The following is a 14277-nucleotide window of genomic DNA, read 5'->3' as shown; positions in this document are numbered from 1 at the left end:
TCTAACACTCCAATAGCTCCCAGCTGATTCAAGCAGGGGCAAGGTTGCACATGGGTCAATTCTCAATGACAATTTCTACAGTTGCCGGGTCAGTTCTCGGTGACAATCAACAGTGATAACGGCACAGAGTTCACCAGTCGTGCGATCCTGAAGTGGGCTGGCGATAACGATGTTGATTGGCATTATATCGATCCGGGCAAACCGCAGCAGAATGCCTTCATCGAAAGCTTCAACGGCAGTCTGCGCGACGAGCTGCTCAACGAGGAGATCTTCGACACCTTGGATGATGCTCGCCGCAAGCTGGCTCTCTGGCGATACGATTACAACAACGTCAGACCGCACTCATCACTCGGAAACCAAGCACCTGCTGAAGCGCGCCGTGCGCTTGAGCAATTTGAGGGCACCGCACACGACGCGCTTGCCCAAAATGACGATGAAGAATATGAAATCCAAACCCGCAAACTCTCACTATGAATGAGGGAGCCTCGGGGGGCAGGTCACTATCCAACACCCACCCACATCATCGCGGGCGGCATGCCGACTGAGGCGACCTTGGCCCATGTGCTCGTCTCAAAATATGCGGACCACTTGCCGCTCTATAGGCAGGCGCAAATCTACAGCCGCAAAGGCATTGATCTGGATCGCTCCAACTTGGCCGTGTGGGTAGGCAAATTGGCGTTCGAATTGATCCCGGTCTAAGAGGTGCTCATGGCCGATCTGAAACGCTCCACCAAGCTCTTCATGCCCTCTCGGCAGCATGCTTTGCATGCGCCTGACGGGTAATAGAAGAGACCCCTGTGCCAGCTCTGGCACGAGGTCGCAAATGCACAAAAAACTGGATACTTCTGGGCCCTTGCCCGCGATGACCGAGCATGGGGCCGCGACGATCCTCCCGGCGTTGGCTTTACCTATGCGCCCGGTCGGTCAGGGCAGCATGCGGATAACATCTTGAACGGCTTCAGCGGCACTCTGCAAGCGGATGGCTACGCAGGCTACAACCGCCTGCTCAAACGCCCAGCTCAGGACGTGACACTGGCTTATTGTTGGGCCCATGCCCGCCGCAAATTGGATGACGTCACCCAATCCGGTGCAGCCCCGATCGCGCAGGAAGGCTTGGCTCAAACCCAGGCACTTTATCGCATCGGAAAAGATCTGCGCGGTTTGCCTGCAGACCAACGATACGCTGCACGGCAAGACCGCTCAAAACCCATCATGGAAACCTTCGGGACTTGGCTGGCCCAAAGCCGCGCCCGCGTCTCTGCCAAGTCACCGACAGGGGAAGCTCTGAAGTACATCGCCAAATACTGGGACGGGCTGATCCTGTTCCTTCATGATGGTCGGATCGAACTCGACAACAATCCCGTCTAGCGCAGGATCCGCCCCATTGCCCTAAGCCGTAAAAACGCGCTCTGCGCAGGCCATGACGCAGGTGCCCAAAACTGGGCCAGCATCGCGTCCCTTATCGAGTCCTGCAAGCTCAACGGGAGCGAACCTCATAGCTACCTATCCGGCGTACTGACGGCCATCGCCGCAAGGCACAAACAAGCTGACATCAACGACCTATTGCCCTGGAACTATACGAAGCCGGTGTGACTGGCGCACCGCTTACTACCAATCTTGGGGCATCTCAATCTGCTTAAGGCGATCTATGTCAGTGCGAAAGTGAGGCGGGGGAAACTACATCGCGGTTTCGGGCAACTGCTGGGTGCGACGGCTGTAGGGCACCATGCGTATTCATCGCTGACCGCTGACGTCGAATAGTGTCCTATAAGATATAGGTGTAGCGGCAAAGCGAGCTGCGCGAAGCCGATGCCTCCGAGGGTGTTTGCGGCAGGTCCAGAGCCGCGCGACCAAGATCGAAAGGTTGCCCGGGAAATCTAAGCACGCTGGTCCTATGCAAGGTTTTGCGAGGTCTTATTGTGTCGGAGCCTCAAAACAGCAAAAGGCCACCCGAAGGTGGCCTTGCTGTCCTGCTGGGTAAGCAGAGAACCAGTTGGAGCGGGCGAGGCGATTCGAACGCCCGACCCTAACCTTGGCAAGGTTATGCTCTACCCCTGAGCTACGCCCGCATCCTCTGGTAGGGCGTGGAATACCCATAGCGGCGGTGAGCCGCAAGAGGAAAAATAACATTTATCGAAATTAATTTAAGTCAATTTTGGGAAGCCCTTATTTTACTGGGGGACGCGGAAAGATTTCGGCTAACCGCCGATAAACATTCGTCTTTATGAAACTGTACCGAGAGTCGGTGTAGAACGAAAAAAGGCCCCAACCGCCGTTGGAGCCTCTCATTTCAATGTTGTTCTAGCTTAGTGGCTAGGCTGTTTGTCCCATTCTTCCTGCTTGGGAAGAATTTCGAACGTATGCTCTGGTGGGGGGCTTGCCAGCGTCCATTCCAGAGTGTCCGCATATTCGTTCCAAGGGTTCGCAGCTGGGCTGCGGGCCCCACGTGTCAACGTGTAGAACATAACGCCGAAGAAGAAGATAAAGGACGCAAAGCTGAGGAACGCGCCGATCGACGACCACAGGTTCCAATATGCAAAAGCATCAGGGTAATCGATATAGCGACGTGGCATGCCCTGACGGCCCAGGAAGTGCTGTGGGAAAAACGTCAGGTTCGCGCCAATGAACATCGCCCAGAAGTGCAGCTTGCCAGCCCATTCAGGATACATGCGGCCCGTGAACTTCGGCAAGTAAAAATAGATACCGGCGAAGATCGCGAAGACGGCACCAAGGCTCATCACATAGTGGAAGTGCGCAACCACATAGTATGTGTCGTGGTAGTAGCGGTCCACGGCTGCCTGGGAGAGAACGATACCTGTCACACCACCAACGGTGAAAAGAAACAGGAAGCCGAAAGCCCACAGCATAGGTGTTTTGAATTCAACCGAACCACCCCACATGGTCGCAATCCAGCTGAACACCTTAACGCCCGTCGGCACTGCGATAACCATGGTGGCCAACATGAAGTAGGCTTGTTGGTTCAGGGACATACCAACGGTGTACATGTGGTGCGCCCAAACGACGAAGCCCAATGCGCCAATCGCGATGATCGCCCAAACCATCGGAAGATATCCGAAGATAGGCTTGCGGCTGAAAGTGGCGATGACGTGGCTGATGATGCCGAACCCTGGAAGGATAATGATATACACTTCGGGGTGACCAAAAAACCACAGAATGTGCTGATACAGAACCGGATCACCACCGCCTGCTGGGTCAAAGAATGCGAATCCGAAGTTGCGATCCATCAACAGCATGGTGATGGCACCGGCCAAAACGGGCAGGGACAGAAGGATCAACCAGCTTGTAACAAAGATGGACCAGCTGAACAGCGGCACTTTGAACAAGGTCATGCCAGGGGCGCGCATGTTGAGGAATGTTGTGATCATGTTGATCGCACCCAGGATCGACGACGCGCCGGATACGTGCACGGCGAAAATCGCGAAATCCATCGACATGCCGCCTTCACGAACGGAGAGCGGCGGATAGAGAACCCAGCCCACACCTGACCCAAGCTGGCCGCTTCCGCCGGGTGTCAGAACCGAGCAGACTGCAAGCGTTGTGCCGCCGACATATAGCCAGAAGGAGAGGTTGTTCATCCGCGGGAACGCCATGTCAGGCGCGCCAATTTGCAATGGCATCAGGTAGTTACCGAAACCACCGAACAAAGCGGGGATAACCACGAAGAACATCATCAAGATGCCGTGCGCGGTGATCAGAACGTTCCAAAGGTGGCCGTTTGGCGTACAGGTCGCTGCGCTATCAGCGATAAACCGCGCGCCTTCCATACACATATATTGCACACCTGGGTGCATAAGCTCCAAACGCATATATATGGTGAAGCATACAGAGATGAAGCCAACGAGGGCCGAAACGATCAGGTACAATAGCCCGATGTCTTTGTGGTTTGTGGACATGAACCAGCGCGTGAAAAATCCGCGCTCGTCGTGATGGTCTTGCCCGTGAATGGCTGCGTCTGCCATGCGGTGCCTCCTGAGATTGGGTTGTCAACTCACGCCCCGACAGGGGGCGCGCATTGAATTAAGGTTCGTTCTAGTGCGGCTTGCCAATATGGGCAATGGCCGCCTTTGACGCAGGGCACGAAAAAAGACAGATCATTTATCAAACTGTGTCGGAGGCGCACAGCCCTGTAGTGACGGGGTAAGGAGGTGTCAGAAGTGCTCATCAGGATCATCATGCTGGATGACATACGCCTCTAGCGATGAAGAAACCGTAAAGCAGCGGCCGAAATAGCACAGGCGCAGTGAAACGTTTGAGCGGCGAGGTACATTATCCGTCTTTGGGCGCGTATTAAGACAGCGGAGGGAAAACCGTGTCGAACTGCGCTTTCAGGGCGATATCAACGTCTTCCATCGTAACTGGCAGGCCAAGGTCTACTAAAGACGTAACGCCATGTTCTTGGATCCCACAGGGGACGATTCCGGAAAAATGCTCAAGATTTGGATCAACATTAATGCTGATTCCGTGAAAGCTGACCCATTTTCGAAGCCGGATACCGATCGCCGCAATTTTATCTTCGCGAATGCCGCCCTGCGTCGCGAGCGGTTTCTCGGGACGTTCCACCCAGACGCCGACGCGCCCCTCCTTGATCTCGCCTTTGATGGTAAAGCTTGCAAGGGTCGCGATCACCCAATGTTCAAGGTCTTGAACAAAACGTCTGACGTCCCGGCCGCGTTTACCGACGTCCAGCATCACATAAACAACCCGCTGCCCCGGCCCATGGTATGTGTACTGCCCGCCGCGGTGCGTTTCATATACTGGAAAACGCGTGGGGTCGGTCAAATCTTCTGATTTTGCTGAGGTGCCGGCAGAATATAGCGGAGCATGCTCTACAAGCCAGACGCATTCATCGGCATTCCCCGCGGCGATAAGGGACGCGCGTTCCTCCATCCATGCTTCGGCTTCCCGGTAATCGACAAGCCCCTTGGACGTGATCCATTCAACCATTCTCTGCGCACCGTTGAGCCGAGGTAAACGAGACAGTCATTCCGCGGCGCTTACCTCTTGAATTACTTTTTGGAGAATTTGCACATAATTATCGACACCCTGCGCACCAGTCACAAGGTATTTTCCCGCGAAGATAATTGAAGGCACGCCAGAAATTCCTTGCGATGTCCAAACCGATTGGCGTTCGCGAACCCGTTCTACGTGGCTGCCGCTGTCGAGAACGTCCTGCGCAGAACTACGATCCAATCCAACGTCTGCTGCGACATCAACAAGAACTTCACGGTCTGAAACATCCAGTCCTTTCGTAAAATGTGCTTCAAATAAAGCAAGTTTAAGGGGGTGCTGCAGGTTTTGATCTTGAGCCCAATCCAGCAGTTGGTGCGCGGCAAAGCTGTTGACGATGCGGCTATCGGCGTCGAAATTGAAGTCGAATCCAAGTTCGGTGCCAAGCTGAACAAGATGCGCACGGTTTTGCGCGGATTGCTCAGGCGATGCACCATATTTTTCGGCAATATGTTCGGTCAGGTTCTGACCTTCAGGGCCCATTTGTGGGTTAAGCTCGAAGGGGTGCCAGCGGATGAACGCGCCGATGTTCAAGGCGGCTAGCGCCTGCTCTAGCTGGCGGTACCCGACAATACACCAAGGGCACATCACGTCAGAAACGATGTCGATCTGCAGGGCAGGGGGAGCTGTGGGCGCTTGGGTCATATTGTTCCTCGATTCATATCCTCCTTTAAGTTTACGTCTTCGCGCTGTTTTTCAAGCCACCCCGCCCGATTGAATGATAAATCACACGAATCTGAACAACGACTTAATCTGGCGCAATTTTGCTCTTCACTTTGTGAAAGAGTTTGTCTAAACGACCCTCACCAACCATGGCGTGCGGTCGTGGCGGAATGGTAGACGCGCAGCGTTGAGGTCGCTGTGGGGTAACACCCGTGAGAGTTCGAGTCTCTCCGACCGCACCACTGGTTGTATCCTTCAAATCATCTTCGAAAGACAGGGGTCCCGGGGCGCGAACGCCCCGAAGTATCTTTATGCATCAAGCGCTTGGCATAAGTCGCGTTTTAGATCTTCGATATCTTCAATCCCCACCGATAAACGCAGCAACCCTTCGGGAATCCCGGTGTGGGGTTCGATCGTGTGGCGATGCTCGACAAGGCTTTCGACCCCGCCCAAAGATGTTGCGCGATGGAATACTTCCAGCTTGCCGACAACCGCCAACGCCGCTGCGCCGCCCCCCTTTACAATGCACGACAAAAGCGACCCAAATCCTCCCGACATTTGCTGCGTCGCCAATCCATGACCCGCATGTGCAGCAAGGCCCGGATAGAGAACCTCTTCAATTTTCGGATGATTTTGCAAAAATTCTGCTAATTCCATGGCGTTGCGCGACATTTGCTTGGCGCGCAGGGGCAGGGTGCGCATCCCTCGGACCAGCAACCATGCTTCAAACGGGCCGATAACCGCGCCTGCATCATGTCGGTCCGCTTTGATATCTTCCCACATGCGACCCGTGACGTCATTGGTCGCCAAAACACCGGCCAATACATCCGAGTGGCCATTAATACCCTTTGTGGCAGAATGCATCACAACGTCGGCACCGTGTTTGAGCGGCTGTTGCAGAATCGGCGTCGCGGCCGTGCTATCCACCACGAGCAACCCACCCGCGCTATGCACCGCATCAGCCGCAGCTTGGATATCGACCACGCGAAGCCACGGGTTTGATGGCGTTTCGATGAGCGCCAAAGTTGGTCTAAAGCTCTCGCAGGCGTCGGCAAACGCCGCCACATCAGAGGCTTCGACCTCTCGCAGGTCAATGTCACGCCGGGTGCAGAAATCCCGAATCCACTTGGTTGTGCCCCAGTAAATCTGGCTTTGCACCAGCACGCGCCCGCCATTTGGGAGGGTACGGAAGACAGCGGCAAGCGCTGCCATGCCCGACGGGAACAGCAGCGATTCTTTCGCCCCCTCCAGTTGAGAGAGCACTTTTTCTGCGACGCGTACAATATCGCTCTGATCGCGCAGATATATGTTGTCCGCACGCAGCGGTTGGTATGCTTCATCCCGCAGATATGTCGTCGCCATAGGCAACGCCGGGACCACCCCGCCGGTTTGCGCATCAACCGCTCCCGCTGCTTGGGCAGCAATCGTAGCGGGGCTTAAACGAGACGTATCAGACATTTCTTAGCGATTCCCTAATGGCGTAATGTATTCAATTTGCGACACCTTTGCTTGTCCGAAGGTAAACCGCCAGCCCCGAATGGGACAAACCCGCCTCTACTTCATTTTGCCCCAAAAACTCACGCCGGAGGCGCCTATGGGCGACGCAGCATGCGTCCCTGCCTTGGTGGCACAAGGGTTCAGACTTGTTCTTTACCCCCCCGCGGTCTATCCCGCGCGTACATCAAAACACCCCAAAACAAAGGTATCACCACATGATTCCCCGTTATTCCCGCCCCGAGATGGTTGCGATCTGGTCCCCCGAAACCAAGTTCCGCATCTGGTACGAGATCGAGGCGCATGCCTGTGATGCCATGGCTGACCTTGGGGTGATCCCGCGTGAAAATGCGGAAGCGGTTTGGAAAGCCAAGGACGTCGAATTCGACGTCGCGCGGATCGACGAGATTGAAGCCGTTACAAAACATGACGTTATCGCGTTTTTGACACATCTGGCAGAGCACGTGGGGAGCGACGAGGCGCGGTTCGTGCACCAGGGGATGACCTCTTCTGACGTTTTGGATACCTGCTTTAACGTGCAATTAACCCGTGCAGCTGATATTCTGATTGATGACATGGGCTTGCTGCTCGCGGCGCTAAAGCGTCGTGCCATGGAACATAAAAATACCGTGCGCGTCGGGCGCAGCCACGGAATTCACGCTGAACCCACGACGATGGGCCTTACCTTCGCGCGCTTTTACGCGGAAATGGACCGCAACCTGACGCGGCTGAAAACAGCGCGCTCCGAGATTGCGACTGGTGCGATTTCCGGCGCCGTGGGGACATTTGCGAACATCGATCCGCGGGTTGAGGAACATGTCTGCGAAAAGCTGGGCCTGTCGCCCGAACCTGTGAGCACGCAGATCATCCCCCGTGACCGTCACGCGGCCTTCTTCGCGGCCCTTGGTGTGATCGCCAGCTCTATCGAGAACGTTGCGACCGAAGTGCGGCACATGCAACGGACCGAAGTCTTGGAAGGGGCTGAGTTTTTCTCGGCGGGTCAGAAGGGGTCTTCGGCGATGCCACACAAGAAAAACCCTGTGCTGACCGAGAACCTGACCGGCTTGGCGCGTACAATTCGGATGGCTGTGATTCCCGCGATGGAAAACGTCACCATGTGGCATGAACGCGATATCTCCCACTCCAGCGTGGAGCGTACGATCGGGCCCGATACCACCATCACTCTTGACTTTGCGCTGCACCGTTTGACCGGCGTCATCGACAATATGCTGATTTATCCAGACAACATGCTGGCAAATATGAACAAGTTTAGCGGTCTTGTGATGTCGCAACGTGTCTTGCTCGCGCTTACGCAGGCCGGCGTGAGCCGCGAAGACAGCTACAAGCTGGTTCAGCGCAACGCCATGAAGGTCTGGGAAGACGGCAAGGATTTCAAGACCGAGCTGCTCGCTGACGAAGAAGTTCTGGCCGCACTAAGTGCAGAAGAGATCGAAGAAAAATTCGATCTGGGCTACCATACCAAGCACGTTGATACGATCTTTAAGCGCGTCTTCAAGGACTGATACACGCGCAGGCATTCAAGGCTGCATCGCTTGACGGCGGTGCAGCCTTTTTAATTCAAAAACTGTGTATTACTGCCCTATCTCGCGCCACATCGTGACGCTAAGCTTGAACCTAATGCTTTACCTATGGCGCGGATCGTCTAACATCAGCCGTGTATTTAGTTCAGGAGTGTTTGAGTATGCGTGTTGTGTTTGCGTCCGTCCTGTCATTGGCTATTCCTTTCGCGGCCTTTGCCGCTGGCTCCAATGATACGTCTCCACCGAAGCCCGTTGTGAAATGCGAAGGCGGGCAGGTGTATGACAAGAAGTCAAAGACCTGTATCGATGCAAAGGATAGCCGGCTGACGCCGGATGACCTTTATCAAACTGTTCGTGAATTGGCCTATGCAGGGGCATATTCGGATGCGCAGATCGTACTTGCCGCTATGCCTGAGCACGACGATCGTCGCTTGACCTACATGGGGTTCACGACGCGCAAGATGGGCGACCAAGCTGGCGGAATGGCATTCTATGCACGGGCGCTGGCAACCAACCCTGCGAATGTTCTCGCGCGGTCCTATCGCGGGCAAGCTTTGGTAGAGCAGGGCGATATCCCCGAAGCATTGGCCGAACTTCGCGCAATCCGCGCGCATGGCGGGGCAGGGACATGGGCCGAAACCTCCTTGCGGACAGCGATCGCAACCGGTCAGACATTTAGCTATTAACCAGCCGCTGTTACATCCGGAGGCGCATTGCTTGCGGGGTGAAACACGCTTGTTGCGCGGGGCCCTGCGCGGTATGAACGGCAGGCCCCGCCCCTTAGGGGCGCTTTTCCTTGCAGGCAGATGCGCATGGCCAGTCCGAAATATCCCAAGAAAGTTCGATTTAGCCGACGTGCAGGGCACTACCTGACCAATGCCTTTATTGTCGGGCTTATTCGGCTGGCTTTGGTGCTGCCGTATAAAGCGCGCATAGCTTTCGTCGGCTGGGTTGTTCAGTATGTGATCGGGCCGGTAGCGGGATATCGGGCGCGGGCGCTTGATAATCTCGCGATGATCTGGCCGCAGATGCCGCGAGAACGGCGCGCAGAAATTGCTTCAAAGTGCCTAAATAACGTGGGGCGCAGCTTTATCGAAAACTATTCGGCGCGCGATTTCCCCAAGCGTATGGCAAAGAATACGCCGACCGGCGCAGGTGTAGTGGCGCTGGAAGAGGCGGCGCAGCAAGGCAAGCCGGTCATTCTGGTGACGGGCCACTATGGCAACTACGAAGCGATGCGCGCCTGTCTTGTGGCGCGGGGGTATGACATTGGCGGGCTCTACCGCAACATGAAGAACCCTTATTTCAACGCGCATTACGTCCAAACAATGGAGGCTTTCGGCGGCCCCGTCTTCCCGCAAGGCCGGCGCGGCACGGCGGGTTTCGTACGGCATCTAAAAGAGGGCGGGCAGCTGGTACTGCTGTTTGATCAACACGTCTTTGGCGCGCCGGCGCTCGATTTCTTGGGGCAACCTGCCAATACAGCGCTTTCTGCCGCCGAGCTGGCGCTGCGCTATAATGCGCTGTTGATCCCGTTCTACGGCATACGACAGGCTGATGGGGTCTCATTCGAAACGGTGCTGGAGGCCCCTGTGCCACACAGTGATGCTGTCACGATGACGCAGGCTTTGAATGACAGTCTTACCGCCCGGGTCAAAGCGGATCCCGAGCAATGGTTCTGGGTCCATCGTCGCTGGCGCATCCACGACAATTAATGCCTAAACATCTAGGTATTTTGAACGACTACTTGATCCGCGCCGCTGCCACGATCGGCCCCGCGTTGCTGCGCTGCACCAGCACAACCACCGGCATATCGCCGGTGATGGCGGCAGAGAGTGATAGCGGCGTTTGCCCGTCCCACTGGTCAACCGTCTGCCAGCCTTCGACGATGTTATAATTCTCGAATGTGTGGCCCGCGTTTTCGCCGCGTTTGACCTGCGTGACCGCCATCGGGTGATAGCGCAGCAGATGAACGTCAAACGGTCCGGCGGCACCCGATACGGTATGCGCGTTAATGCGCAGGGTTTCCCCGTCGCGTGCGATAGATAGGTCGACCTGCGGGGCGTCTTCTTTGTGCTTGTTGATCGCCTCCATCAACTTCATGGGTTTGGCACCTACCACATCGGACTGGCCGTTGACGATCATCTCGGGCGTGTAAATCGACGTCCGCCCGCCGGTCAGCGCATAGGCGCGCTGTCGTTTGGCGTGCGCAGGCGCACCAAAGGGGTCTTGCCAGCCGATATAGTCCCAATAATCCACATGGAGCGCCAGCGCGATCACGTCGTCCCGTTTGGACAGCTCGGCAAACATCTCGTCAGCCGGAGGGCAGGATGAGCACCCTTGCGAGGTATAGAGTTCGACGACAACGGGGCGATCCTGAGCAAAGGCGGGCGCTATGGACAGCAGGCCAGCGGCGATCAGGGACGTAAACAGGCGGGGCATCGCAGGGTACTTTCGGTTTGGATGCTCAATTCGTAGACTGCACCCGTTGTAATTACCACTCAACCTTTGTTGAGGCGCTGTAACGTCACGGGATTGCGTATGAAATGCCTCAATCCAGTACACAACGGTATACAAAAGCGCCAGAAGCGCGTGTTTGCAGTTGAAACGACCCGCGCAATAAGGCATTTAGGCCCCAAGTCACCGACCTTTTTTAACCCATAAAGGGAGCCATCCATGACCATCTTCGTTGGCCAGGACACCGCCAAAACCCGCAAAACTCTATCTTCGGGCAGCCAATCCATCGCTTATTATTCGATTCCTGCAGCGCAGGAAGCCGGTCTGGGTGATTTCTCCAACTTGCCAGCCGCGCTTAAGGTGGTGCTGGAGAACATGCTGCGTTTCGAAGATGGCAAAACTGTCACCGTCGATGACATCAAGGCCTTCGCCGAATGGGGTGCAAAGGGCGGCCAGAACCCGCGCGAGATCGCTTACCGTCCCGCACGCGTGTTGATGCAGGATTTCACCGGCGTTCCCGCGGTTGTCGACCTTGCGGCGATGCGCGACGGGCTGGTTGCCTTGGGGGGCGATGCCGACAAGATTAATCCGCTGAACCCTGTTGATCTTGTCATCGACCACTCGGTCATGATCGACGAATTCGGCAACCCGCGTGCGTTCCAGATGAACGTTGACCGCGAATACGAGCGCAACATCGAACGCTACACCTTCCTGAAATGGGGCCAGAAGGCGTTTAACAACTTCCGCGTTGTGCCCCCCGGGACCGGCATCTGCCACCAGGTGAACCTTGAATATCTGGCGCAGACCGTCTGGACCGACAAGGACCAAGACGGCGTCGAAGTCGCATATCCTGATACGCTCGTCGGGACCGACAGCCACACCACAATGGTAAACGGCATGGCCGTTCTGGGCTGGGGCGTTGGCGGGATCGAGGCCGAAGCCGCGATGCTGGGTCAGCCGATTTCGATGTTGATCCCCGAGGTTATCGGCTTTGAGCTGACCGGTGCCATGATGGAAGGCACCACCGGGACCGATCTGGTGCTGAAAGTGGTCGAGATGCTGCGCGAAAAAGGCGTGGTTAGTAAATTTGTTGAATTCTACGGTGCTGGCCTTGATAGCCTGCCTCTGGCGGACCGCGCGACAATCGCCAACATGGCCCCCGAATACGGTGCGACCTGTGGCTTCTTCCCGATCGACGCCGAAACCCTGCGCTACATGCGCACCACCGGCCGTGATGAAGACCGCATCGCGCTGGTCGAAGCCTATGCCAAGGAAAACGGCATGTGGCGCGGCGATGATTATGCGCCGGTTTACACCGACACGCTGTCGCTCGACATGGGCACCATCGTACCTGCGATCTCGGGTCCGAAGCGTCCACAAGACTACATCGCACTGACCTCGGCACACACCGCATTTGCTGAATACGTCAAAGGCGTGCGCGAAGGTAAAGACACCACAGCCAACGCCGAAGTCCGTTGGGAAGGCGAGGGCGGCCAGCCCGAACCACGCGACATCCCCGGCGACGAGGGCAACCACAAGCGTGGCTACGTCCAGACCGAAGATGGCAACTACCAGCTGCATGACGGGTCCATCGTGATCGCGTCGATCACATCGTGCACCAACACATCCAACCCCTATGTGATGATCGGTGCCGGTCTGGTTGCACGCAAGGCGCGCGCCTTGGGTCTGACCCGCAAGCCTTGGGTCAAGACATCGCTCGCCCCCGGTAGCCAGGTTGTGTCCGCCTATCTTGAGGCCGCAAACCTGCAAGAGGATCTGGACGCCATCGGCTTCAACCTCGTCGGGTATGGCTGCACCACCTGTATCGGTAACTCCGGCCCGCTCGAGGCACCGATCAGCAAGGCGATCAACGACTACGACCTGATCGGGACGTCGATCCTGTCGGGTAACCGGAACTTCGAAGGGCGGATTTCGCCTGACGTGCGCGCCAACTATCTGGCGTCGCCTCCCTTGGTTGTGGCCTATGCGCTGGTTGGTGACATGAACGTCGATCTGGCCAACAGCCCGCTGGGTCAGGACAAGGACGGCAACGACGTCTATCTGAAAGACATCTGGCCAACATCCAAGGAAGTCGCTGATCTGGTCGAGCAGACCGTGACCCGCGAAGCCTTCCAGGAAAAATATGCCGATGTCTTCAAGGGCGACGAAAAGTGGCAGTCCGTGGAAACCACCGACGCCAAGACCTATGACTGGCCGCCAACCTCGACCTACGTGCAGAACCCGCCCTACTTCCAGGGCATGTCGCCAGAGCCGGGCGTGATCACCAACATCGACAACGCCAAGGTACTGGCCGTTCTGGGTGACATGATCACAACCGACCACATTTCGCCTGCCGGTTCCTTCAAGGAAACCACGCCAGCGGGTCAGTATCTGGTGGAACGTCAGGTGCCTGTGCGTGAATTCAACTCGTACGGCAGCCGTCGTGGTAACCACGAAGTCATGATGCGCGGCACTTTCGCCAACATCCGTATCAAGAACGAAATGTTGGACGGTGTTGAGGGCGGCTATACCAAAGGCCCCGATGGTGAACAGACCTCGATCTTTGACGCGGCTATGGCGCATCAGGAAAACGGCACGCCGCTGGTCATCTTCGGTGGTGAACAATACGGCGCGGGTTCGTCCCGTGACTGGGCGGCCAAAGGCACGGCGTTGCTGGGCGTCAAGGCGGTCATCGCCGAGAACTTTGAACGTATCCACCGCTCCAACCTGGTTGGCATGGGGGTTATCCCGTTCGAATTCACCAATGGAGACACCCGCAAGAGCCTGGGTCTGACGGGCGAGGAAACCGTTTCGATCAGCGGTCTGGACACCATCAAGCCGCTGCAAGAAGTGCCATGCACGATCACAATGGCAGATGGCTCGGTCAAAGAGATCATGATCAAATGCCGGATCGATACCGCGATCGAGATTGAATACATCGAACACGGTGGCGTTCTGCACTACGTGCTGCGCAACCTCGCGAAATCGGCCTAACCACCGGCCACTGGCCGTTTCGCACGGCCTTGAAAAGAACGCCCGTCAGGTTCCCCCTGACGGGCGTTTTGCATACGCGCCCCCATTTTCACGGCAAACT

10 protein-coding genes, 2 tRNA genes and 2 pseudogenes are annotated in these 14277 nt (G+C 56.4%); 8 read left to right on the top strand and 6 right to left on the bottom strand.

Going from position 1 to position 14277, the window contains the following annotated elements:
- Positions 1-105: 105 nt before the first annotated feature.
- The 3 genes and pseudogenes from GLP43_RS12610 to GLP43_RS16370 form a co-directional block, all read left to right on the top strand.
- Positions 106-474 (top strand): annotated as a pseudogene (locus GLP43_RS12610) (integrase core domain-containing protein); the annotation flags it as partial.
- Positions 475-1368 (top strand): annotated as a pseudogene (tnpC, locus tag GLP43_RS12605) (IS66 family transposase).
- 6 nt (positions 1369-1374) lie between these two features.
- Positions 1375-1593 (top strand): transposase domain-containing protein, encoded by a 219-nt coding sequence (locus tag GLP43_RS16370; protein WP_443069481.1) that lies wholly within the window; start codon positions 1375-1377, stop codon positions 1591-1593.
- 401 nt (positions 1594-1994) lie between these two features.
- Here GLP43_RS16370 and GLP43_RS12600 read toward each other — a convergent pair.
- From GLP43_RS12600 to GLP43_RS12585, 4 genes are all read right to left on the bottom strand, one after another.
- Positions 1995-2069 (bottom strand) — tRNA-Gly (locus GLP43_RS12600).
- Positions 2070-2306: 237 nt separating this feature from the next.
- Positions 2307-3980 carry a cytochrome c oxidase subunit I gene (gene ctaD / locus GLP43_RS12595; RefSeq protein WP_005854284.1) on the bottom strand — a complete coding sequence of 558 codons (1674 nt, stop codon included), beginning with the start codon at positions 3978-3980 and terminating at the stop codon, positions 2307-2309.
- A gap of 328 nt (positions 3981-4308) precedes the next feature.
- Positions 4309-4965: a lipoyl(octanoyl) transferase LipB gene (gene lipB, locus GLP43_RS12590; RefSeq protein WP_237279583.1), complete on the bottom strand. Its 657-nt coding sequence runs from the start codon at positions 4963-4965 to the stop codon at positions 4309-4311.
- Between the two features lie 36 nt (positions 4966-5001).
- Positions 5002-5673: a DsbA family oxidoreductase gene (locus tag GLP43_RS12585; RefSeq protein WP_237279582.1), complete on the bottom strand. Its 672-nt coding sequence runs from the start codon at positions 5671-5673 to the stop codon at positions 5002-5004.
- Positions 5674-5847: 174 nt separating this feature from the next.
- On the opposite strand from GLP43_RS12585, the gene GLP43_RS12580 reads away from it, so the two are divergent.
- Positions 5848-5933: transfer RNA gene (locus GLP43_RS12580), tRNA-Leu, on the top strand.
- A gap of 67 nt (positions 5934-6000) precedes the next feature.
- On the opposite strand, the gene GLP43_RS12575 is transcribed toward GLP43_RS12580, so the two are convergent.
- Positions 6001-7149, bottom strand: a complete 1149-nt coding sequence (locus tag GLP43_RS12575; RefSeq protein WP_237279581.1) for a trans-sulfuration enzyme family protein — start codon at positions 7147-7149, stop codon at positions 6001-6003.
- A gap of 254 nt (positions 7150-7403) precedes the next feature.
- On the opposite strand from GLP43_RS12575, the gene purB reads away from it, so the two are divergent.
- The 3 genes from purB to GLP43_RS12560 all read left to right on the top strand — a co-directional run bounded on the left by purB (position 7404) and on the right by GLP43_RS12560 (position 10441).
- Positions 7404-8708, top strand: coding sequence for an adenylosuccinate lyase (gene purB / locus GLP43_RS12570; protein ID WP_237279580.1), 1305 nt, complete (start codon positions 7404-7406; stop codon positions 8706-8708).
- Positions 8709-8887: 179 nt separating this feature from the next.
- Positions 8888-9412 carry a tetratricopeptide repeat protein gene (locus GLP43_RS12565; RefSeq protein WP_237279579.1) on the top strand — a complete coding sequence of 175 codons (525 nt, stop codon included), beginning with the start codon at positions 8888-8890 and terminating at the stop codon, positions 9410-9412.
- A 126-nt stretch (positions 9413-9538) separates the two neighbouring features.
- Complete coding sequence (locus GLP43_RS12560) at positions 9539-10441, top strand: lysophospholipid acyltransferase family protein (RefSeq protein ID WP_237279578.1); 903 nt, start codon at positions 9539-9541, stop codon at positions 10439-10441.
- A 28-nt stretch (positions 10442-10469) separates the two neighbouring features.
- Here GLP43_RS12560 and GLP43_RS12555 read toward each other — a convergent pair whose 3' ends face one another.
- The gene (locus tag GLP43_RS12555; RefSeq protein ID WP_237279577.1) at positions 10470-11168 is read right to left on the bottom strand and encodes a DUF1223 domain-containing protein; all 699 of its coding nucleotides are present in this window, start codon (positions 11166-11168) and stop codon (positions 10470-10472) included.
- 234 nt (positions 11169-11402) lie between these two features.
- On the opposite strand from GLP43_RS12555, the gene acnA reads away from it, so the two are divergent.
- Positions 11403-14177 (top strand): aconitate hydratase AcnA, encoded by a 2775-nt coding sequence (gene acnA / locus GLP43_RS12550; protein WP_237279576.1) that lies wholly within the window; start codon positions 11403-11405, stop codon positions 14175-14177.
- Positions 14178-14277: the final 100 nt, after the last annotated feature.

This window comes from Sulfitobacter sp. M39 (assembly GCF_021735935.1).
In the GTDB taxonomy this organism is placed as follows: Bacteria; Pseudomonadota; Alphaproteobacteria; order Rhodobacterales; family Rhodobacteraceae; genus Sulfitobacter.
Note: the sequence above shows the minus strand (reverse complement) of the source record. Positions and strands in the feature narration are given on the sequence as shown.